The following is a 20,521-nucleotide window of genomic DNA, read 5'->3' as shown; positions in this document are numbered from 1 at the left end:
GCCCGCGTGCACGGCCGGCGCTCCCCGCGCCCGCGGCGCGCGCGGGCGCGCCGCGCGCCGAGCGCGAGGTGGCGTTCCTGCACGTCTTCCGCACCGCGCGCGGCGTCCCGGTGCTGGTCGCGCGCAAGGAGGGGAGCCGCATCGTGCACCTCGGCGCGTACGCGCGCGGCGGCGCGATCGAGGAGCGCGACGACGAGGCGGGGCTCACGCTGCTGATGGCGCAGACGAGCGTGAAGGGGACCGAGCGCCGCACCGCCGCCGAGATCGCGGCGGCCGCCGAGACGCTCGGCGGGAGCGTCGGCGCGAGCGTCGGCGGCGAGAGCTTCGGCTGGGGGATCTCCGTCCCCGCCGCCAACGCCGCCGCCGCCGCCGCGCTGCTCGCCGACGTCGTGCAGCACCCCGTCTTTCCGGACACGGCGTTCGCGACCGAGCGCGCGGCCGCGCTGCAGGAGCTGAAGCAGCAGCGCGACGACATGTACCGCTGGCCGATGCGCCTCGCCACCGAGAGCGCGTTCGCGGGGCACCCGTACGGGCGCCCGGTCGGCGGCACGGAGGCGTCGCTGACGGCGCTCGACGCGGCGCGCGCCCGCGCGTGGCACCGCGAGCGCGCGCGCGCCGGGGAGCTGGTGCTGGCCGTCGGCGGCGACGCCGCGCACGCGGAGCTGGACGCGCTGGCGGCGCGCGAGTTCGACGCGCTCGAGATGCGCGCCACGGCCGCCGTCGCGTCCCCCGCCTGGCCCGCCGAGGGCTCGTCGCGCGCCGAGACGCGCGCCAAGAAGCAGACGGCGCTGGCGCTGCTCTTCCCGGGGCCGTCGCGCACCGACCCGGAGCGGATGGCGGCGCAGCTGCTGGCCGGGATCGCGAGCGGGCTCGGGGGGCGCTTCTTCGACGAGCTGCGCGACCGCCGCTCGCTCGCCTACACGGTGCACGCGTTCGCCGCGCCGCGCCGGCTCGCCGGCGCGTTCGGCGCGTACATCGCCACCGGCCCGACGCAGGAGGACGAGGCGCGCGCCGGGCTGCTCGCCGAGTTCGCGCGCCTGCGCGACGAGCCGGTCACCGCCGAGGAGCTGGAGCGGGCGCAGGTCTACGCGCTCGGCACCCACGCCATCGCGCGGCAGGGCGGGGGCGCGGTGCTCGGCGACATGGTCGACGCCTGGCTGATCGGCGAGGGGCTCGGCGCGCTGGCGACCTTCGAGGCGCGCGTGCGTGCGGTGACGCCGGCGGCGATCCGCGCGCTGGCCGAGCGGTGGTTCGACCCGGCGCGCGTGGTGGAGGGCGTGATCCGCGGGACCGGCTGAGTCCGCGCCGGGCGGCACCGAATGTGAACGGGGGTGGGGCGTCCCGTCGTCATCCATCCCCGGAGGTCGTCCGATGTCCCGCCCGCCGTTCGAGGAGCGCCAGCAGGAGCTCAACCCGCACCGCCAGGAGGAGCGCGACCACGCCGCCGACATGGCGTACTCGCAGCTCCGCCAGCGCGGCGTCCGCGTCACCGGGGAGGAGGCCGCGCTCGACCTCGCCGCCCTCGTCGAGGCCGTGGAGCGCTTCGAGAACGCCGTCTCCGCCCTCGGCGGCGACCGGATGACCAACTCCCCCGACAGCACGCAGCCCGACGACCCGCGCCTGGTGCTGCCGACGCGGCGAGACGACGAGGGGGTGCGGGACTACGTGCGGCGGATCGACCGGGCGACCGAGGAGCTCGGGGCGTCCTCCTGACGGCAGTGCGGGCTGCGGGCTGCGGGCTGCGGGTGTTGAATCCGCAGCCCGCCGCCCGCAGTGCCGTCACGGCACCACCGCCTCCCGCAGCGCCCGCGTCGCCCGGTTCATCGCCGTGACGGCGCGCCGCGTCCGGCCCGACGCCGCACGCAGCCCGGTCATGCGCGCGTAGTCGCCCGACTCGCCGACGATCACGCCGTCGACGTCGGGGTTCGCCGTCGCCCAGGCGAGGGTGTGCCACACCGCGCGCTCCTGGCTCGCGTCGCCGTGCACGGCGGGGAAGCCGTGGACGTCGAACACCCAGTGCGGCTTCGCGGCGGCGGGGCGGCCGCCGGCCGGCGGCGCGCCCTCGCGCGCGCGGGCGGCGGCGCGCATCCACCGGTCGGCGGCGCGCAGCCGCGCGTCGACCCCGGCGCCGCCCGAGAACGACGGCTCGACGTGGAAGCCGACGACGTCGAGCGGCGCGTCGCGGCGCGCCGCCCACGCGTAGAGCGTGCTGTCGGCGGCGTCGTACGCGGCGGCCGCGACGCCGACGCGGATGTTCGGGTTCACCGCGTGCACGCGCGCCGCGGCCTGCGCGAGCCACCGCCGCCAGTGGTCGGGGGGGAGCGCGCCCAGCGCGTCCGTCGTCTCGCCCGCGTACGGCGCGCCGGCGGGGAGGATGACGTCGGGGCGCCGCGCGCGCGCCGCGCGCTCGACCAGCGCCAGCCGCCGCGCGTCCCAGCGGGAGGGTTCGACGCGGCGCGCGGCGGCGTCCGCGCGGTCGTAGGCCAGCGTCACCACCAGCCGCAGGCTGTCGCCGCGCGCCTGGTCGAGCGTGCGCCGCAGCGAGTCGAGCGCGCCGAAGGTCAGCGCGCCGCCGCGCAGCGTCACGCGCACCGCGCCGACGTCGAGCGAGTCGACCAGCGGCAGGTCCCACCGCGTCGCGACCGTGGGCGGCGGCCCGCCGAGCGGCGGCAGGAGCGCGGCGCCGACGACGAAGTCGCCGCGCGGGCGCTCGCTCAGCCGCTCCGACGCCCACTCCTGGTACGACCGGACCGTGCCGACGCCGCGCGGGATCTCCAGCGCCAGCACGCCGGCGGCGAAGATGGTGCTCACCGCCAGCAGCGCGCGCACCGTGCGCGTGATGCGCCAGCGCGCGGGGTACGCGGGGACGAGCAGCGGCAGCTGCACCGCGAGCGGCGACAGCAGCGCGGCGCGCGAGATCGCCGCGCCGTGCACCGTCGCCTGCGCCGCCGACAGCGCGAGCAGCCCCAGGGGCGCCTCCCCCGTGCGCTCGACGGCGAAGCGCGCCCACGCGGCGGCGCACGTGAGCAGGTCCCACGCGAGCAGCGGCACGCCGACGAACGGCGTGACGAAGCGGCGCCAGGTCGCGAACGCCGCCTGCGCGACGAACAGCGTGGTCGTCAGCGGCCAGAGCCAGGCGATCCCGTTCACCGCGCGCCCGCCGTACAGCGAGCTGCCGGCGACGTGCGCCACCAGCGCCGGCGCCACGAGCAGCCCGCACGCCGCGCTCAGCGCGGCCAGCGGGCGCGGCGCGCGCCGCAGCCGCGCGATGCGCCCGGCGTACACGATGTCCCACCCGAGCACCACGAGCACCGCCGTCAGCCAGGCGACCGCTGGCCACGTGCGCCACTCGCGGGGGAAGGGGAGCGCGTCGAGCGCCGCGTCGAGCGGGACGCCGAGCGGCGCCAGCGCCTGCAGCGCGGCGACCTCGAGCGCCGCCGCCTGCAGGGCGGACGGCAGGAGGTCAGCCACGGGGGCGCTGCTGGGTGTGCACCGCGCGCGCCGCCAGGCGGCGCGCGAACACGTCCACCGCCCGCTGCGTGCCGCGCGCCCCAGCGTCGGCCGGCCCGCGCACCAGCAGGTCGAGGAGCAGCAGCTCCTCGCGCGGGAAGGTCTGCACCGCGATGTGGCACCCCTCGAGCAGGTGCAGCGCCGCGACCCCGTCGCGGCGCAGCGCGCGCACCGACGGCGCGGCCCGCGCCGCCAGCCCGACCGCGCCCGCGGCGGCCACCAGCAGCCCGCCGATCAGCGCCGCGTCGCGCAGCTGCGCCGCTGGCACGCCGAGGAAGTCGGCGGCGACGTGCGTGAAGGGCGCCGGGGGCGCGGCGGGCGAGGGGGCGTCGGGCACGGCGGACGATAGGCCGGCGCCCGGGGGGCGAACAAGGGGCGGCGCGGAGGGCCGCCGGGCGCCTGCCGCCGGGCGCGCGCCGTTGGCCGGCCCGCGGGGGCGCGCTACCTTGACCCCATGGCCCCCGCCGCGACGCCCCCGAGCACCGCCCTCTGGACGCTGCCGAACGTCGTGTCGATGTCGCGGGTGCTGCTGGCCGCCGGCTTCATCGCCTCCAGCGGCAACGGCGAGCGCATCGCCCTCGTCGGCGTCGCGTCGCTCACCGACTTCCTCGACGGCTGGCTGGCGCGCCGCCGCAACGCGGTCTCGCGCTGGGGCGCGCTCATCGACCCGCTGGCCGACCGCGCCTTCGTGCTCGCCGCGGTGACGTCGCTGCTGGCGCAGGGGCAGCTCACCTGGCTGCAGTACGTGGTGCTGCTGTTCCGCGACCTGCTGACCGCGATCGGCTTCGTCGTCGCGCGGCTGGTGGCCTGGCTGCGCCCCGTCGCCTTCCGCGCCCGCCCGCTCGGCAAGGTCGTCACGGCGCTCCAGCTGGCGGCGCTGCTCGCGGCGCTGGTCTGGCCGGGGCTCCTCGACGCGCTGGTCGTGCTGATCGGCGTGCTCTCCGTGGCGGCGACGGTCGACTACACGCTCCTGCTGTGGCGGGAGCGCGACCGCGCGCTCAAGCCGTGACCGCGTGCGGCTGACGGCCCGCCCGGCGGCCCTCGCGGCGGCCGTCGCGACGTACGCGCTGCTCGCGCCGGCCGCCGCGCGCGCGCAGGCGGCCGAGGCGCGCGTCGACGGCATCGTCGCGCGCGACGGGGGAGTGCTGGCCGGCGCCGGGCTGTTCGGCGACGCCGGCCTGTACGCGCGGCTGGGCGTGGTCGCGCTGGGCGGCGTCGTGCGCGCCCCGGGCGGCGGCGCGGTCGCGGCGGGACGGCTCGAGGCGCTCGCCCGCTTCCACATCGACCCGCTCCGGCAGTCGCGCCGCGGGATCTACGCCGGCGGCGGCCTGGCCGCGGCGGTCCGTCGCGGCGGCGCCCCCGCCTGGCAGCTGGTGGCGCAGCTCGGCGCGGAGGGGCGCCCGCGGGGCGGGGTCGCGCCGGCGGTCGAGGTGGGCCTCGGCGGGGGCGCGCGGGTGGCGCTGGTGCTGCGGCGCGCCCGCCCCCAGCGGCGCTGACGGCGCGAGGAGGGCGGGAAACACGAACGCCCCCGCTGGGCGGGGGCGTGGTGTCGGTGCGGTGTCAGGCCGCGGAGGCGGCCGACGTCGGCGTCTGGCGCTTCGGGGGCTGGGCGAAGCGCTCGCCGAGCGTCCGGAGCTCCTGCAGCTTCTCCGCGGGGATCTCGGGGTAGCGGTCCGTCATGTACGCCATGGTGGCGTTGAACCACTCCGTCTGATCCTCGGGCACGCTGCCGATCACGCCGCAGGACATGATGTGCTGGAACAGCTCGTCGCGGGCTTCCTCAAACGGCGTCGGGACCGCGACTTCCCGTCGTCCGCGATTCGCGTTGTTCTTCACTCGGGTCATGAATTCCAGCTGCTGGTCGATTCGATTTGCAGACAAGGAAAGGTAATCGAACTCCCCTCCGATTCCTAGCGGCGCGATGGCCGCGTCGCCTAGCGCAAGTCGCCGGCCGCGTGCCGGCCGCCCGCGCCGGCGGCGACCCCTCCTTCTACCCGCGAGGCGTGCGCGAGGATCAACGACGCCAGCGCGTCGGGCGCCTCCTCCGGCACCAGCCGCCCGACCCCGGGGAGACGCTCCAGCCGGCACTGCGGCACCGCCTGCAGCAGCCGCGAGGGGACCTCGGCGGGGGTCCACGGGTCCGCCTCCCCCCACACCACCAGCGTCGGCGCCCCGACGCACGCCAGGTCGATCTCGTCGACCTCCTCCGTGCGGAGCGAGCGCGCCAGGTCGAGCAGGTGGTTCACGCCGTCGCGCCCGACGAAGGGGGCCAGGTAGCGCGCCACCAGCCGCTCCGGCATCCGCCGCGGGTCGGCCACCGAGCCGCGCAGCACCGGGGTGAGCAGGGGGGCCGCCGCGAACATCCCGCGCGTGAGCCGGAACGCCACCCGCGCCGTGTTGCGCTGCAGCGTCCGCACGTCCTTCCCCGGCATGTGCTCGAACGCGACGGGGTTCACCAGCACGAGGCCGGCGACCCGGTCCGGGCGCGTGGCCGCCAGCCGCAGCGCCACCCCTCCCCCGACGTCGACCCCGACCACCACCGCCCGCGCCAGCCGGAGCACCGTGAGCGCGCGGTCGAGGTACTCGGCCTGCGCCGCCACGCCGAAGTCGGCCTCGATCGGCCGGTCGGACTCCCCGTGCCCGAGCAGGTCGATGGCGACCACGGTGTGCCGCGCGACCGCCAGCTGGGGCGCCACCTCCCGCCAGAGGAAGGTGCAGGTCCCGAAGCCGTGGACGAGGACGATCGGCGTCCCGCCGTGGCCGAAGCGCTCGGCGTGCAGCGAGCCCGGGCCCACGGGGAGGCGGAGGTGGTCGGCGCGCACGTAGGGAAACCGCTGGAGTCGGTGGGGTACGACCGGACGGGCGAGAAGCTAACCCGGCGCGGGCGCCGGTGGCACGAGTCGCGCCCGCGTGACCGGCGGGGCGCCGGCGCCGTCCACCCCCCGGACGGCGTCCGGGCCGCGACGGCCCGAGCAGTCGCCGGAGGGCGCCCGCCTGCGTACCTTCCCCTCCGGCACACCCCGCACGTGCAGGGATGCCGCATGTCGGACGACCAGACCTACGACGCCGGACGCGCCCGCAACCTCGAGGCGCTGCTCCTCGCGCTCGCGCAGCAGATCACCGACCTGCACGCCAGGGGGGAGCTGCTCCGCAACGCGGGGAACCTCATGCGGCTGCTCGGCGACGTGCGCAGCGAGCTTTTCCACTACGAGGTGCGCGCGACCTACGACACCCCCGAGGTGGCGGAGAGCCGGCGCATCGTGCAGCAGGCCCTCGAAGCCCAGGACAGCCCCACATGGCAGCGAAGCGAATGGACGCCGGACGCGGAGGACGACCGGACGTCGTGAAGAACGCCCGCGGCAAGCAGTCGCGGAAAGGGTTCTACCTCGCCCTCCTCGGCGTCGGCGTCGCCGGGCTGGCCGCGATCCTCTGGGCGACCCAGCGCGACCCGAACGCGGGCGTGGTGACGCTTCCCACCGCGCCGGCCGTCGCCGCCGACGTCCCGGGCTACGTCCGCGGCGACTCCGCCGCGCCGGTCGAGATCGTCGAGTACGCCGACTTCGAGTGCCCGGGGTGCGGCCAGTTCGCCACCGTCACCGAGCCCGACGTCATCAAGCGGCTCGTCGAGACCGGGCAGGCGCGCTACCGCGTCTACCTCTTCCCGGTCAACGGCTCGCACCGCAACAGCCCGGCGGCGTCGCTCGCCGCCGCCTGCGCCGACGAGCAGGGGAAGTTCTGGGAGATGCACGACCGCATCTTCGCCGGCCAGAACGAGTGGAACTCGTTCGCCACCGACAACCCGAAGTCGGTGCTCCGCGGCTACGCGCAGGCCGTCGGCGTCGACCTGACGTCGTGGGACCAGTGCTACGACGGCCGCAAGTACGTCGACCGCGTCGCGGCGCACGCGCAGGCCGCCGAGCGCGCGCAGGTGCGCTCGACGCCGACGTTCATCGTCGGCAACCGCCAGGTGCAGGGCGCCCAGCCGTTCGACGTGATCAAGGCGCTGGTCGACTCGGCGCGCGCGACGGCCGGTGCCGCGGCGCCCGCGACGCCCGCCCCCGCCGCCCCGGCCGGGCAGTAACGCGCCCCCCGGACGCGAGCAGGGCCCCGTCCTCGGACGGGGCCCTGTTTCGTTCTCAGGCCCGGCGGCGGCGGCGCGCCTCGGCGGCGTCGTCCAGCCGCAGCCGCGGCTTCCCCGGGTCCTCCCCCGCGCCGTCGGACGCCGCCTGGGACCCGGCGGCCGCGGGCGACGGCCCGTCGCTCCGCTGCCGGCGGCGGTAGGGAACCAGGTCCTGCCCGAGCACCACCAGGGCGCGCGTGGCGACCGTGCTCGCCAGCGGCTCCGGGATCCCCATCACGCGGATGTAGGTGTCGATCGCGCGGTCGAAGGGGAGGTCCTCGGCCAGCGTGTCCATGAACATCAGCGCGTTGTCCACGTGCGCGCGCACGATCGACTCCTCGGCCCGCGCCTGCGCGAGGCGCAGCCGGCGCTCCGCGGCGGGCGCCAGCTTGCGGGAGAAGATCGACTCGGGGAAGAGCTTGCCGAGCATGGCGGGTCGGGTGACGGCGGTGCGGCGCGGGGACGCCGCAAGATACACTGGCCGCCCGGTCAGGGGGCATGGCGCGTGCCCGCGCCGAGCGACCCCGGGTGACCGGGGTCACCCGGGACTGTCATCCTTCCTGCGACTCGTACTGCTCCTTGAGCGACGCCACCACCCCCGGGTCGGCCAGCGTCGTCGTGTCCCCCAGCGCCCGCCCCTCGGCGATGTCGCGCAGCAGCCGGCGCATGATCTTCCCCGACCGGGTCTTCGGGAGGTCGGCGCTGAACAGGATGTCGTCGGGCTTGGCGATCGGGCCGATCTTCTCGGCCACGTGCTCGCGCAGCTCGTCGCGCAGCGTCCCGCTCTGCTGGTAGCCGGCGCGCAGCGTCACGAACGCCGCGATCGCCTGCCCCTTGAGGTCGTGCGTCCGGCCCACGACCGCCGCCTCGGCGACCGCGGGGTGGTCCACCAGGGCGCTCTCGACCTCCATCGTCCCGATGCGGTGCCCGGCGACGTTCAGCACGTCGTCGACGCGCCCGAGGATCCAGAAGTAGCCGTCCTCGTCGCGGCGCGCGCCGTCGCCGGCGAAGTACAGGTCGGGGCGCCCCGGCCACTTCGAGAAGTAGGTGTCGACGTAGCGCTGGTCGTCGCCCCAGATGGTACGCAGCATCGACGGCCACGGCTTCGTGATCGCCAGCAGCCCGCCGCCGACCTTCACCTCCTCCCCCTGCGAATCGAGCAGCGTCGCCGAGATGCCGGGGAAGGGGAGCGTCGCCGAGCCGGGCTTCGTGTCGACGGCGCCGGGGAGCGGCGTGATCATGATCGCGCCGGTCTCGGTCTGCCACCACGTGTCGACGATCGGGCAGCGCTCGCGCCCGATGTTCCGGTGGTACCACACCCACGCCTCGGGGTTGATCGGCTCGCCCACGGAGCCGAGCAGGCGGAGCTGCGACAGGTCGTGGGCGGCCGGGTAGTCCTCGCCCCACTTCATGAAGGCGCGGATCGCCGTGGGCGCGGTGTAGAAGATCGTGACGCCGTAGCGCTCGCAGATCGACCAGAAGCGGTCCTTGTCGGGCCAGTCGGGGGCGCCCTCGTACATCACGCAGGTGGCGCCGTTGGCGAGCGGCCCGTAGACGATGTACGAGTGCCCCGTCACCCACCCGATGTCGGCGGTGCACCAGTAGACGTCGTCCTCCTTGAGGTCGAAGACGTACTTCATGGTGGCCGCGGCGCCGGTGAGGTAGCCGCCGGTCGTGTGCACGATCCCCTTCGGCTTCCCGGTGCTCCCCGACGTGTAGAGCACGAACAGCACGTCCTCGGCGTCCATCGACTCGGGCTCGCGCACGCCGCGCGCGTCGCGCATGAGGCGGTGCCACCAGTGGTCGCGCCCCTCCTTGATCTCGGCGAACGCCTCGTCGCTGGTGGCGCCGGCGCGGCGCTGCACGACGACCACGTGCTCGATCGACGGGCACTGCTCCAGCGCCTTGTCGGCGTTGCGCTTGAGGGGCACGATCTGCCCGCGGCGGTAGCCGCCGTCGGCGGTGATGAGCAGCTTGCACTGCGCGTCGTTGATGCGGTCGCGCAGCGACTCGGGCGAGAAGCCGCCGAACACCACCGAGTGGATCGCGCCGACGCGCGCGCAGGCGAGCATCGCGATCGCCGCCTCGGGGATCATCGGCAGGTAGATCGCGACGCGGTCCCCCTTCTTCACGCCGAGGCGGTCGAGGACCAGCGCGAACTGGTTGACCTCGCGGTAGAGGTCCCAGTAGGTCAGCGTGCGGCGGTCGCCCGGCTCCCCCTCGAAGACGATCGCGGCCTTGTTGCGCCGCGGCCCCCGGGCGTGCCGGTCGACGCAGCTCACCGACGCGTTGAGCTTCCCCCCCTCGAACCAGCGGGCGTGCGGCGGCCGCCAGTCGAGCACCCGGTCCCAGGGCTTCATCCACGCCAGCTCGCCGGCCATGCGGGCCCAGAACGCCTCGGGGTCGCGCCCCTCCTCGTGCAGCCGCTGGTCGCTGACCAGGGCGTCGGCGCGGAAGTGCTCGGCCGTCTTGAAGAGGCGGTCTTCCTTCAGCAGGACTTCGAAATCGGACATGGCCGGACGGGGTCGGAGGGGTGCGGATTCCTGCGCACCGGCTGAAGATTAGCGCGCGCTTCCGCGGTGTCACCCCGAACGCCCACCCGCCGCCCCGGCCCGTGCCCCTCCCCGAGTCCCCCGCCGAGGCGCCCGGCGTCCGCGGCGTCATCCTGGCGTCGTCGCTCGGCACCGTGTTCGAGTGGTACGACTTCTACCTCTACGGGTCGCTGGCGTCGATCATCTCGCGCCAGTTCTTCTCGGGGGTGAACCCGACGGCCGCGTTCATCTTCGCGCTGCTGGCGTTCGCCGCGGGGTTCGCGGTGCGCCCGTTCGGCGCGATGGTGTTCGGGCGGATCGGCGACCTGGTGGGGCGCAAGTACACCTTCCTCGTCACGATCCTGCTGATGGGGCTCTCGACCTTCGTGGTCGGCGTGCTCCCCACCTACGCGCAGATCGGGATCGCGGCGCCGATCGTCCTGGTCGCGCTGCGGCTGGTGCAGGGGCTCGCGCTCGGCGGGGAGTACGGCGGCGCCGCGACGTACGTCGCCGAGCACTCGCCGCACGGCCGGCGCGGGCGCTACACGGCGTGGATCCAGACGACGGCGACGCTCGGCCTCTTCCTGTCGCTGCTCGTGATCCTGGCCTGCCGCGTGGCGCTCGGCACCGAGGCGTTCGAGGCCTGGGGGTGGCGCATCCCCTTCCTCGTGTCGCTCGTGCTGCTCGGGGTGAGCGTGTGGATCCGCACCCGCCTCGACGAGTCGCCGCTCTTCCGCGCGATGAAGGCGGAGGGGCGCGCCTCCAAGGCGCCGCTGCGCGAGTCGTTCGGCAACTGGGCGAACCTCAGGGTCGTGCTGATCGCGCTGTTCGGGCTCGTGATCGGGCAGGCGGTGGTGTGGTACACCGGGCAGTTCTACGCGCTGTTCTTCCTGACGCAGGTGCTCAAGGTCGACCCGCAGCCGGCGAACCTGATGATCGCGGCGGCGCTGCTGCTCGGCACCCCGTTCTTCATCGTGATGGGGGCGCTGTCCGACCGCGTGGGGCGCAAGCCGATCATCCTCGCCGGGTGCGCGCTGGCGGCGCTCACCTACTTCCCGCTCTTCCGCGCGCTCACGCACTACGCCAACCCGGCGCTGGAGGCGGCGCGCGAGACGGCGCCGGTGCGCGTGGTGGCCGACCCGGCGGAGTGCTCGTTCCAGTTCAACCCGGTCGGGACGAGCCGCTTCGTGTCGGGGTGCGACGTGGCCAAGTCGGCGCTGGTGCGCGCGGGGGTGCCGTACGCCAACGAGCCCGCGCCGGCGGGGGCGCCGGCGCGGGTGCGCGTCGGCGCCGCCGAGGTGGCGGCCGGCGACGCGGGGTTCGAGGGGACGCTGACGGCGGCGCTGCGGGACGCCGGCTACCCCGCGAGCGCCGACCCCGCGCGCATCAACACCCCGATGGTCGTGGCGATCCTGTTCGTGCTCGTGCTCTACGTGACGATGGTGTACGGGCCGATCGCGGCGATGCTGGTCGAGTTCTTCCCCACGCGCATCCGCTACACGTCGATGTCGCTCCCCTACCACATCGGCAACGGGTGGTTCGGCGGCTTCCTGCCGACCACCGCGTTCGCCATCGTGGCCGCGACCGGCGACATGTACTCCGGCCTCTGGTACCCGATCGGCTTCGCGACGCTCACCCTCGTGGTCGGCGCGATCTTCGTGAAGGAGTCGAAGGACGCCGACATCCGGCACTGAGCCGGGGCCGCCGGCGTCACGACGCCGGGCGGATGTTCTGGTTGACGCGGAAGAGGTTGTCCGGGTCGTAGCGCCGCTTCACCTCGGCCAGCCGCGCGAAATTGGCGCCGTAGGCCGCGGCGACGCGCTCCCCCTCGTCGTGCGTCATGAAGTTGACGTACGCGCCGTCGCCGGCGAACGGCGCGGTGTCGCGGTACACGCCGCGCGCCCACTCGACGAAGCGGTCGTCGTCCTCGGGCCGGTCCCAGCGCCCGTGGACGTTGAGCGTGTAGGCGGTGCGGCGCCCCGCGTAGGCGGTGGCCGACTCGGGGCGGCGCGCGACGGCGCCGCCGAGCTGCGCGATCGCGATGTCGGTCTGCGGGCCGGGGAGGTCGGACGCCGCGGAGACCAGCACCTCGATCAGCGGGTCGGGGAGCGCGGGGAAGTTGTGCGACTTCCAGTAGTTGCGCGCGCCCGCGCCCATCAGCGGGTCGAACGCGGTCTGGAACGCGGCGTACGGCGCGGGGCCGACGAGGTCCGCGTGCGGCCGGCCGATGGCGCGCAGCGGCCGGAGCGCCGCCTCCGCGTCGGCGTGCGCGCCGGCCCAGCAGGCGGCGATCACCACCACCTCGCGCCCGTGCACCTCGGCGGGGAGGGCCGGCAGCGGCGGCGCCTTGCGCAGCACGACCCAGGCGGCGAGGGCGTCGGGCGCGGCGGCGGCGGCCTCGCGGTAGCGCCGCAGCAGCGCGCGCGCGTCGTCGAACGGGTGCACGAGCAGCCCGGCGATCACCGTCGGCCCGACCGGGTGCAGCGCGTACTCGAACGACGTGACGACGCCGAAGTTGCCGCCGCCCCCGCGCAGCGCCCAGAACAGGTCGGGGTGCTCGGCCTCGCTGGCGCGGCGCAGCACGCCGTCGGCGGTGACCACGTCGACGCTCAGCAGGTTGTCGACCGTCAACCCGTGGAGGCGCGACAGCCACCCGTAGCCGCCGCCGAGGGTGAGCCCGGCGACGCCGGTGGTCGAGTTGATGCCGAGCGGCGTGGCGAGACCGAACGCCTGCGCCTCGCGGTCGAAGTCGCCGAGCAGCGCGCCGGCGTCGACGCGCGCGGTGCGGCGCTCCGGGTCGACGCGCACGCCGCGCATTGCCGACGTGTCGATCACCAAGCCGCCGTCGCAGAGCGCGTTGCCGGCGATGTTGTGCCCGCCGCCGCGCACGGCGAGGGTGAGGCGGTGCCGCGCCGCGACGCGCACCGCGTGCGCGACGTCGGCGGCGCCCAGGGCGCGCACGATCAGCCCCGGGTGGCGGTCGATCATCCCGTTCCAGACCGCGCGGGCGCGGTCGTACTCCGGCGACTCCGGCGTGAGGAGCGCCCCGCGCAGGCCGGCGCGGAGCTCCTCGACCACGTCCGCCGCGGGCGCGAGCGGGCGCGCCTCGGAGCGGGGGATGCTGACGCCCATGCGTCACCTCCGGGTGGGCGGCCGCCGTCGGGCGCGCCCCGGCCCGCGCTGGGCCGGTGCCCCGCGGCTGGGCCGCAGCGGCACGCGCCAGTGTCGGGCGGCCGGACGGCCGCGTCAAGCAGGCTGTGGCGTCGCACGCGCCGCGGGGGCGCGGTTCCCGCACCCTGCCGGGGACGCTACGATTCCGGGGTGCCTTCCGTGGTGCCTTCCGTGGCCGCCCCTTCCGAGCTGCACGCCCCCGCGGCGGCGCCCGCCCCGCCGCCCGCGCTCGAGGCGGACGGGCTGCGCCGAGCGTTCGGCCCGCGGCGCGCGGTGGACGGGGTGAGCTTCGCCCTCGCGCCGGGCGAGTGCCTGGCGCTCTTCGGGCCCAACGGGGCGGGGAAGACGACCACGCTGCGCATGCTCGCCGGGCTGCTGTCCCCGACCGCGGGCGAGGCGCGCGTCGACGGGCGCCCGATCGCGAAGGACGAGGCGGTGCGCGCGCGCGTGGGGCTGATCAGCCACCACGCGATGCTGTACGCGGCGCTGACCGCGCAGGAGAACGTGGCGTTCGCGGCGCGGCTCTACGGCGTGGCCGACCCCGAGGGGGCGGCGCGGGCCTCGCTCGAGCGGATGCGCGTGCTGGAGCGCGCCGACACCCCGGTGCGGCGGCTGAGCCGCGGGCTGCAGCAGCGCGTCTCGATCGCCCGCGCGATGGTGCACGACCCGCGCGTGGTGCTGCTCGACGAGCCGTTCACGGGGCTCGACGACGCCGGCGCGCGCGCGCTCACCGGGGCCCTCACGACGCTCAAGGCGGCGGGGGCGGCGCTGGTGCTGGTGACGCACAACCTGGTCGAGGGGCTCGCGCTGGCGACGCGGGTGGCGGTGATGCGCGACGGCGCCTTCGTGCTCGACCGCCCGCGCGCGGCGGTCGAGGACGTGGCCTTCGCCGCGGAGTACCGCGCGCTGTTCGGGGTCGGATGACCGCCCCGGCCGCGTCGCCGCCGCTCGCCGTCCCGGGCGTGCTCGCCACCGCCTGGCTGGTGGCGCGGAAGGACCTGCTGATCGAGTTCCGCACGCGCAGCGCCTTCCTGGCCGCGGTCGTGTTCGCGCTGATCGCGGTCGTGATCTTCCGCTTCTCGTCCGACCCGACGGCGGTCGCGCCGATCGACCTCGCGCCGGGCGTGCTGTGGGTGATCTTCGTGTTCAGCGGGCTGCTCGGGCTGCACCGCTCGTTCGGCGTCGAGCACGCGGACCGCGCGATGGACGGGCTGCTGGCGGCGCCGGTGAGCCGCGAGGCGCTCTTCCTCGGCAAGGCGTTGGCGAACCTCGCGTTCGTGGCGGCCGTCCAGATCGTCGCGATCCCGGCGGTGGCGCTGTTCTACGACCTGCCGGTCGGCGGCGGGGTGCTGCTCGGCATCCTGCTGGTCGCGGCGCTGGCCGCGGTCGGGCTGGTGGCCGTCGGGACGCTGTTCAGCGCGATGACGGGGAACACGCGCCTCGCCGAGCTGCTGCTGCCGATGCTGGCCCTCCCGTTCTTCGTGCCGGTGGTGACGCCGGCGGCGATGGCCACGGCGCGCCTGCTGGCGGGGCGGCCGATGGCCGAGATGGCCGGGCTGCTTAGAATGCTGGGGGCGTTCGACGTGATCTTCGTCGTCGCCTGCACGCTCGCCTTCCCGTTCACGCTCGAGGACTGATGGCCGCCGCGGCGCGCCCCTCCCTCTCCGAGGCCCCCGTCGCGCCCCCCGCGCGCGGCCGCGACCTGTTCCTCCCGCTCGCGCTCCTGGGCGTGCTCGGCGCGCTGGTCCGCGCGATCTGGTTCACGCCGGTCGAGCTGATGCAGGGGCCGGCGCAGAAGATCTTCTACGTCCACGTGCCGGCGGCGACGGTCGGGCTGTACGTCGGGCTCCCGATCGTCGCGGTGTGCAGCGCGATGTACCTCTGGCTGCGCGACGAGCGGCTGGACCGGGTGGCGGAGAGCGCGGCCGAGGTGAGCCTGGTCTTCCTGACGGCGGTGCTGGTCACCGGCCCGCTGTGGGGGAAGCCGGTGTGGGGGACGTGGTGGACCTGGGACGCGCGGCTGACGCTGACGCTCTTCCTCTGGTTTGTGGTGCTCGGCTACCTGATCATGCGCGGCGCGCTCGAGGACCGCGGGCAGCGCGCGCGGTTCTCGGCGGTGCTCGGGCTGCTGGCGGTGCTGCTCGTGCCGTTCATCCACCTGAGCGTCAACCTGTTCCGCACGCTGCACCCGAAGGCGATCGTGCTGAAGCCGAGCGCGCCCTCGCTGCCGCCCGAGATGCTGTCGACGCTGGGGATCGCGTTCGCGGCGACGGTGGTGCTGTTCTTCGCGCTGCTGCGGGCGCGGGTGCGCTACGCCGCCGACCGCGAGCTGCTCTCGCGCCGCCTGGAGGGGGAGGGCTGATGCCGCCGGACAACGGGGTCTACTTCCAGGCCGCGTACGCCGTCATCGGCGTGCTGTACGCGGGCTACGCGCTGCTGCTCATGCGCCGGCGCGCGCGGGTCCGCAAGGCGCTCGACGAGACCAGTCGCTGATCAAAAAGCCAGGAGAACGGATGAGACGGATCCGATCGGATCCGTCTCATCCGTTCTCCTGGCAGTTGCTCAGTCGTGCAGCGACCGGCGTGCGTTGGCGGCGGCCTTCACGCGGGCGGCGAACGTGCGCGCCTCGGTGGGGTCGAAGCGGTCGCGGCGGCCGTGCGGGCCGGTGATGCGGATCTCGCGGCCGTCGTTGCCGGTGAGGACGAGGCGGCCGTCGAAGCCGACGCGGACGTCGGCCACGCGCGACAGGTCGCAGCGCACCGCGTGGTCCGGCGACGAGCGCGCGAAGGCGCCGAAGAACGACGCCAGGAAGCGCGCCACCCGCGGCTGGCGGGGCGGCGGGACGGGGGCGCGGGCGGCCTGCGCGACGCCGTCGTCGGTGAGCTGCAGGAGCAGGGCGTCGGGGGTGAGGATGACGGCCGAGGCGCCGTCCACGCTCACGAGCTTCTCGGTCGCCCGCGACATCGGGAGCCGCGGCACCAGCGCCGACGCCTCCTCCTCGGGCTCGACCAGCGGGACCACGCTCGGCTGCCCCGCGGCCGGCCGGGCCAGCAGGGGCGCGGCGGCCAGCAGGGCGAGGGCGGCGAGGACTGTGGGGGCGCGACGGCGCATGGGGACGGATCCGGGGGGTGCGGCGGGCGACTCCGACCGATGTGACACCCCAGCCCTACGGAAGGGTTGCGTCCCGGGTGTCGCCGGCTGCCGCCCCATGACGGCCCGGCTAGATTGGGCGGATGCTCAATCCATGGCACGACCTCTCGCCCGGGACCCACCCGCCCGACCAGGTCACGGCGATCATCGAGATCCCGGCGAAGAGCCGCAACAAGTACGAGCTGTGCAAGGACACGGGGCTGCTGCGCCTCGACCGCGTCCTGTACTCCGCCGTGCACTACCCCGGCGACTACGGGTTCATCCCGCGCACGCTGCACGAGGACGGCGACCCGATGGACATCCTGGTCCGCATCCAGGAGCCGACCTTCCCGGGGTGCCACATCGACGCGCGCCCGATCGGCGTCCTGCGCATGCTCGACAAGGGGGAGCCGGACGACAAGATCCTGGCGGTGCCGATGCACGACCCGCATCACCAGGAGTACTTCGACATCGCCGACCTCCCGGGGCACTACCTGAAGGAGGTCGAGCACTTCTTCCACATCTACAAGGACCTCGAGGGGAAGCGCGTCGAGATCCTCGGGTGGGAGAAGAGCGACAGCGCCATGCGCCTGATCGGCGAGTCGATCGCGCGCTACGAGGCGAAGTACGGCGTGCGCGGCCCCGCCCCCGAGGCGGCCGCCCCCGTCCTCGCGCGCTGAGCCGGCGCTGATCGGGCGCTGAGGGCTACCGGCGCGCCCGCTTCGCGGCGCGCCGGGCCTCGCGCCACACCAGCTTGAACGGCGCGTCCGGCGGCAGCTCGGTCGGCGTGCGCCGCACCGTCACCTCGGCCATCGCCGACATGCCGCGGAGCTTCACCCGCGGGCCGGCGCCGAGCGCCAGGGTGGTGTCGTCCACCACGCTCCCCATGACCGCGCCGACCTGCAGGTCGAGCGTGGCGTCGGGCGGCAGGAGCACCCGCACGCTGGCGAAGAGCGCGTGCACCTCGAACTCGCACCCCGCCCCCAGGTCGGCCTGGCGGAGGTCGAGCGTCACCTCCGCGAACGCCGCGGTCACCTCCAGCCACGGCCCGGGCGCCCACCGCCCCTCGAGGCGCCGCTCGGCGAACAGGCAGAAGACGTGGTCGCCGCTCGGACGGGCGGGGAGCGGCGCCGGGGCGGGCGCCGCCGGCCGGGCCGCCGCGACGGCCCGCGTGGCGACGAGGTCGGCCGTGAGGGCGGAGACCGCCGCCGGCGTCTCGGTCGCGTAGAGGAGGTCGAGCCGCGACTCGAACTCGCCCGTCGACAGCGTGTCGTCGGCGTAGCGGTCGGTCAGCAGGCGGATCGCCCCCTCGCGGGCGTGCGCGAGGGCGGCGGTCGGGGCGGGGGCGGCGGGGTGGCTCATGGCGCCTCCTACGTGGGCGGCGGGGCGGGAGTGTCGGCCGGGGCGGCCGGGGCCGCGATCAGACCGCGTGCTCCCGCCGCGCCCGCCGTCCCTGGACCGGCTGCACCGCGCCGCTCCCCGGCTCCTCGGGCCCGCGCGGGAGGAAGAGCTGGTCGTACAGCACCGCCGCGACGATCCCGCCGACGATCGGCCCCGTCCAGAAGATCAGCTGCCCCTCGTAGATCCCCGCCGCCACCGCCGGCCCGAACGAGCGCGCCGGGTTCAGCGAGCCGCCGGTGAGCGGCGCGATGGCCAGCAGGTCGGCGACCACCACGAGCCCGACCGCCAGCCCGCCGAGCTTGGGCGCCTGCGGGTCGACCGCCGTCCCGAAGAGGGTGAAGACGAGGAAGAAGGTCGCGATCGCCTCCAGCAGGAACGCCTGCCCCCCCTCGACGGCCAGCGCGATCGACTGCGTGCTGCCGCGCGCGCCGGCGAACGCCTCCTCCGGGAAGGTCCCCTTGAGCGCGTAGGCGGCGGCCATCGCGCCCACCAGCTGCGCCACCACGTACAGCGCCGCCATCATCGGCTGGATGCGCCGCGTGACGAGGAAGCCGAGCGTCACCGCCGGGTTGAAGTGCCCCGACACGCGCAGCGTCGCCGACACGAGCGCGGCGTAGACGACGCCGTGCGCCAGCGCCACGGTCAGCAGGTTGCCCGCGCCCTGCTGCGCCATCAGGATCGCGCCGCCGCCGAGGAAGACGACGGCGAAGATGCCGAGGAACTCGGCGACGAGGTGCCGCAGGGCGTCGCGCATCAGTCGGCCCGCCGCAGCACGAGGCTGGCGTTGATGCCGCCGAAGCCGAAGCTGTTGGACATCGCGACGTCTGCCTGCGCCGCGCGCCCGGTGCGCGGCAGGTAGTCGAGGTCGCACGACGCGTCGGGCTCCGACAGGTTGACCGTCGGCGGCAGCCAGCCGCGCGCGAGCGCGAGCGCCGTGATCGCGGCCTCGAACGCCCCCGAGGCGCCGAGCGCGTGCCCGTAGTACCCCTTGGTGCTGCTGACCGCGAGGCGCGGCGCGTGGTCGTCGAACACCTGCTTGAGCGCCGACGTCTCGGTGGGGTCGTTGAGCGGCGTCGACGAGCCGTGCGCGTTGACGTACTGCACCTCGTGCGGCGCGCGGTGGGCGTCGGCGAGCGCGAGGCGGATGGCGCGCGCGGCCTGCCGCCCGTCGGGGCGCGGCGCGGTCATGTGGTGCGCGTCGTTGCTCACCCCGAACCCCTCGACCTCGGCGTAGATCGGCGCGCCGCGGGCGATGGCGCGGCCGCGCTCCTCCAGCACCAGCACCGCGCCCCCCTCGCCCATCACGAAGCCGTCGCGCGTGCGGTCGAACGGGCGCGAGGCGCGCGACGGGTCGTCGTTGCGCGTGCTCATGGCGCGGATCACGGAAAACGCGCCGAAGCACAGCGGGTGCAGCGGCGCCTCCGAGCCGCCGGCGAGCATCACGTCGGCGTAGCCGTCGCGGATCTGCCGGAAGGCGTCGCCGACGGCGATGGTCCCCGAGGCGCAGCTCATCGCGTTGGTCGAGTTGGGGCCCTGCACCCCCAGCTCGATGGCGATGTTGCAGCTGGCCGCGCCGGCGAAGACGGTGAGCGCGAGCATCGGGTTGATCCCCTTGGAGCCGCCGAGGAGGAACTCGTGGATCTGCGACTCGGCGTAGCCGACGCCGCCGAGCGCGCTCCCCATCATGGCGCCGACGCGCTCGCGGTCCTCGCGGGCGAGGTCGAGCCGCGCGTCGGCGAGCGCCTGCTGCGCGGCGACGACGGCGAACTGGCTGAAGCGGTCGAGCCGCTTGGCCTTCTTGGCCTCGATGTGGTCCTCGGGGTGGAACCCCTCCACCTGCGCGGCGATCTGCGTGCGCCAGGGGGACGCGTCGAAGCGCGTGATGGGCGAGACGGCGCTGCGCTCGGCGCGCAGCCCCTCCCACAGGCCGTCGGCGCCGACGCCGATCGGGGTGACGGCGCCGATGCCGGTGACGACGACGCGACGGCGGGAATGCATGGGTGCTCCGTAGGGTGGGTCAGCGCCCCTCGGCGACCTTCGCGAGGCCGGCGAGGGTGCGCGAGGCGATGCCGTGCACGAACACGGGGCCGATGACGGCCACCGCCGCCGCCGTGCCGATGAGCGGCCAGCGCGGCCCGTCCCACACGTGCACGATGCGGACGCGCGTCCGCGCGTCGTCCCCCGGCGCGGCGCGCTCGAAGGTCCAGGCGACGTCCATCCCGGCGGTGATGCCGTCGACGTGGCGGTAGCGCACCGTCGGCGCGCGCTCGTCGACCGACATCTGCGACAGCCACCAGGTGGGCCAGTTGAGCGAGCCGAAGGGGCGGTTGGCCGACATCTCGACCAGCCCCCCGCCGTCGCGCGTGCGCACGCGGAATTTCACGAACCGGTAGTGCGGCAGGTGCTCGGGCCACCGCTCGACGTCGCGCGCGAGCTCGAAGATGCGCGCCATCGGCGCCGCGACGACCGCCTCGTCGACGGTCATCATGGAGCGCGTCGCCGGCATCGAGCCCAGCTCGTACGGGCGGCGCGCGCGGTCGCTGCGGTCGCTGCGGTCGCTGCGGTCGGTCGGCGCGGTCATGGGAGCAAAGGTGCGGCGGCGCGCGGCGCCCCGGCAGTGGGGGGCGCGGCGTCGGCCGCGCGCCGGGCGGCGGGCTCG

The 20,521-nt window shown here is 75.5% G+C and carries 24 protein-coding genes; 12 read left to right on the top strand and 12 right to left on the bottom strand.

Annotated elements, in window-relative coordinates:
* Together PYV61_RS05905 and PYV61_RS05900 are read left to right on the top strand one after the other, a co-directional pair.
* Window positions 1–1,298, top strand: a 1,298-nt coding sequence (locus tag PYV61_RS05905) for a pitrilysin family protein (protein ID WP_275829296.1), incomplete at its 5' end; no start/stop codon positions are given.
* A 73-nt stretch (window positions 1,299–1,371) separates the two neighbouring features.
* Window positions 1,372–1,713 (top strand): hypothetical protein, encoded by a 342-nt coding sequence (locus PYV61_RS05900; protein WP_275829294.1) that lies wholly within the window; start codon window positions 1,372–1,374, stop codon window positions 1,711–1,713.
* A gap of 66 nt (window positions 1,714–1,779) precedes the next feature.
* Here the strand turns inward: PYV61_RS05900 and PYV61_RS05895 are convergent, their stop codons facing one another.
* Window positions 1,780–3,471 (bottom strand): hypothetical protein, encoded by a 1,692-nt coding sequence (locus PYV61_RS05895; RefSeq protein ID WP_275829292.1) that lies wholly within the window; start codon window positions 3,469–3,471, stop codon window positions 1,780–1,782.
* Window positions 3,464–3,847, bottom strand: a complete 384-nt coding sequence (locus tag PYV61_RS05890) for an S-adenosylmethionine decarboxylase (RefSeq protein ID WP_275829290.1) — start codon at window positions 3,845–3,847, stop codon at window positions 3,464–3,466. The genes PYV61_RS05895 and PYV61_RS05890 overlap by 8 nt, the downstream gene beginning before the upstream one ends.
* A 117-nt stretch (window positions 3,848–3,964) precedes the next feature.
* Here PYV61_RS05890 and PYV61_RS05885 point away from each other — a divergent pair, with 117 nt between their 5' ends.
* Window positions 3,965–4,519, top strand: a complete 555-nt coding sequence (locus PYV61_RS05885; RefSeq protein ID WP_275829288.1) for a CDP-alcohol phosphatidyltransferase family protein — start codon at window positions 3,965–3,967, stop codon at window positions 4,517–4,519.
* 4 nt (window positions 4,520–4,523) lie between these two features.
* Window positions 4,524–5,006 carry a hypothetical protein gene (locus PYV61_RS05880; RefSeq protein ID WP_275829286.1) on the top strand — a complete coding sequence of 161 codons (483 nt, stop codon included), beginning with the start codon at window positions 4,524–4,526 and terminating at the stop codon, window positions 5,004–5,006.
* 64 nt (window positions 5,007–5,070) lie between these two features.
* Here the strand turns inward: PYV61_RS05880 and PYV61_RS05875 are convergent, their stop codons facing one another.
* Together PYV61_RS05875 and PYV61_RS05870 are read right to left on the bottom strand one after the other, a co-directional pair.
* Window positions 5,071–5,355 carry a hypothetical protein gene (locus tag PYV61_RS05875; RefSeq protein WP_275829284.1) on the bottom strand — a complete coding sequence of 95 codons (285 nt, stop codon included), beginning with the start codon at window positions 5,353–5,355 and terminating at the stop codon, window positions 5,071–5,073.
* A gap of 89 nt (window positions 5,356–5,444) precedes the next feature.
* Window positions 5,445–6,332, bottom strand: a complete 888-nt coding sequence (locus PYV61_RS05870; RefSeq protein WP_275829282.1) for an alpha/beta hydrolase — start codon at window positions 6,330–6,332, stop codon at window positions 5,445–5,447.
* 219 nt (window positions 6,333–6,551) lie between these two features.
* Here PYV61_RS05870 and PYV61_RS05865 point away from each other — a divergent pair, with 219 nt between their 5' ends.
* Together PYV61_RS05865 and PYV61_RS05860 are read left to right on the top strand one after the other, a co-directional pair.
* Window positions 6,552–6,857, top strand: a complete 306-nt coding sequence (locus PYV61_RS05865) for a hypothetical protein (RefSeq protein WP_275829280.1) — start codon at window positions 6,552–6,554, stop codon at window positions 6,855–6,857.
* Entirely contained in the window at window positions 6,854–7,591 is a 738-nt protein-coding gene (locus PYV61_RS05860) for a thioredoxin domain-containing protein (RefSeq protein WP_275829278.1), read from the top strand. The genes PYV61_RS05865 and PYV61_RS05860 overlap by 4 nt, the downstream gene beginning before the upstream one ends.
* Window positions 7,592–7,646: 55 nt before the next feature.
* Here PYV61_RS05860 and PYV61_RS05855 read toward each other — a convergent pair whose 3' ends face one another.
* Together PYV61_RS05855 and acs are read right to left on the bottom strand one after the other, a co-directional pair.
* A complete protein-coding gene (locus PYV61_RS05855; protein ID WP_275829276.1) occupies window positions 7,647–8,060 on the bottom strand; it encodes a hypothetical protein in 414 nt (137 codons plus the stop codon).
* A gap of 121 nt (window positions 8,061–8,181) precedes the next feature.
* Window positions 8,182–10,143 (bottom strand): acetate--CoA ligase, encoded by a 1,962-nt coding sequence (gene acs / locus PYV61_RS05850; protein ID WP_275829274.1) that lies wholly within the window; start codon window positions 10,141–10,143, stop codon window positions 8,182–8,184.
* A 101-nt stretch (window positions 10,144–10,244) separates the two neighbouring features.
* On the opposite strand from acs, the gene PYV61_RS05845 reads away from it, so the two are divergent.
* Complete coding sequence (locus PYV61_RS05845; protein WP_275829271.1) at window positions 10,245–11,855, top strand: MFS transporter; 1,611 nt, start codon at window positions 10,245–10,247, stop codon at window positions 11,853–11,855.
* Between the two features lie 16 nt (window positions 11,856–11,871).
* Here the strand turns inward: PYV61_RS05845 and PYV61_RS05840 are convergent, their stop codons facing one another.
* Window positions 11,872–13,293: an FAD-binding oxidoreductase gene (locus PYV61_RS05840; RefSeq protein ID WP_275829269.1), complete on the bottom strand. Its 1,422-nt coding sequence runs from the start codon at window positions 13,291–13,293 to the stop codon at window positions 11,872–11,874.
* Between the two features lie 210 nt (window positions 13,294–13,503).
* On the opposite strand from PYV61_RS05840, the gene ccmA reads away from it, so the two are divergent.
* Genes ccmA through PYV61_RS05820 form a run of 4 tightly spaced genes read left to right on the top strand, consistent with a single transcriptional unit; the run spans window position 13,504 to window position 15,825 of the window.
* Window positions 13,504–14,256, top strand: a complete 753-nt coding sequence (ccmA, locus tag PYV61_RS05835) for a heme ABC exporter ATP-binding protein CcmA (protein WP_275829267.1) — start codon at window positions 13,504–13,506, stop codon at window positions 14,254–14,256.
* A complete protein-coding gene (locus tag PYV61_RS05830; protein WP_275829265.1) occupies window positions 14,253–14,969 on the top strand; it encodes a heme exporter protein CcmB in 717 nt (238 codons plus the stop codon). The genes ccmA and PYV61_RS05830 overlap by 4 nt, the downstream gene beginning before the upstream one ends.
* Window positions 14,969–15,694 (top strand): cytochrome c biogenesis protein CcsA, encoded by a 726-nt coding sequence (gene ccsA / locus PYV61_RS05825; protein ID WP_275829263.1) that lies wholly within the window; start codon window positions 14,969–14,971, stop codon window positions 15,692–15,694. The genes PYV61_RS05830 and ccsA overlap by 1 nt, the downstream gene beginning before the upstream one ends.
* Window positions 15,694–15,825: a hypothetical protein gene (locus PYV61_RS05820; RefSeq protein WP_275829260.1), complete on the top strand. Its 132-nt coding sequence runs from the start codon at window positions 15,694–15,696 to the stop codon at window positions 15,823–15,825. Before ccsA ends, PYV61_RS05820 begins: the two co-directional genes overlap by 1 nt.
* 69 nt (window positions 15,826–15,894) lie before the next feature.
* Here the strand turns inward: PYV61_RS05820 and PYV61_RS05815 are convergent, their stop codons facing one another.
* Window positions 15,895–16,443 (bottom strand): hypothetical protein, encoded by a 549-nt coding sequence (locus PYV61_RS05815; protein WP_275829258.1) that lies wholly within the window; start codon window positions 16,441–16,443, stop codon window positions 15,895–15,897.
* Between the two features lie 122 nt (window positions 16,444–16,565).
* Between PYV61_RS05815 and PYV61_RS05810 the strand changes: the two genes are divergently transcribed.
* Window positions 16,566–17,141, top strand: a complete 576-nt coding sequence (locus PYV61_RS05810; RefSeq protein WP_275829256.1) for an inorganic diphosphatase — start codon at window positions 16,566–16,568, stop codon at window positions 17,139–17,141.
* Window positions 17,142–17,166: 25 nt separating this feature from the next.
* On the opposite strand, the gene PYV61_RS05805 is transcribed toward PYV61_RS05810, so the two are convergent.
* Genes PYV61_RS05805 through PYV61_RS05790 form a run of 4 tightly spaced genes read right to left on the bottom strand, consistent with a single transcriptional unit; the run spans window position 17,167 to window position 20,443 of the window.
* Window positions 17,167–17,823 (bottom strand): hypothetical protein, encoded by a 657-nt coding sequence (locus PYV61_RS05805; protein ID WP_275829254.1) that lies wholly within the window; start codon window positions 17,821–17,823, stop codon window positions 17,167–17,169.
* Between the two features lie 58 nt (window positions 17,824–17,881).
* Window positions 17,882–18,616 (bottom strand): aquaporin, encoded by a 735-nt coding sequence (locus PYV61_RS05800; RefSeq protein ID WP_275829251.1) that lies wholly within the window; start codon window positions 18,614–18,616, stop codon window positions 17,882–17,884.
* Window positions 18,616–19,860 (bottom strand): beta-ketoacyl-ACP synthase II, encoded by a 1,245-nt coding sequence (fabF, locus tag PYV61_RS05795; RefSeq protein WP_275829250.1) that lies wholly within the window; start codon window positions 19,858–19,860, stop codon window positions 18,616–18,618. The genes PYV61_RS05800 and fabF overlap by 1 nt, the downstream gene beginning before the upstream one ends.
* A gap of 19 nt (window positions 19,861–19,879) precedes the next feature.
* Window positions 19,880–20,443: an SRPBCC family protein gene (locus PYV61_RS05790; RefSeq protein ID WP_275829248.1), complete on the bottom strand. Its 564-nt coding sequence runs from the start codon at window positions 20,441–20,443 to the stop codon at window positions 19,880–19,882.
* Window positions 20,444–20,521: the final 78 nt, after the last annotated feature.

This window comes from Roseisolibacter sp. H3M3-2 (genome assembly GCF_029211165.1).
Taxonomy (GTDB): domain Bacteria; phylum Gemmatimonadota; class Gemmatimonadetes; order Gemmatimonadales; family Gemmatimonadaceae; genus Roseisolibacter.
This window is presented reverse-complemented; position numbering and strand designations above follow the sequence as displayed.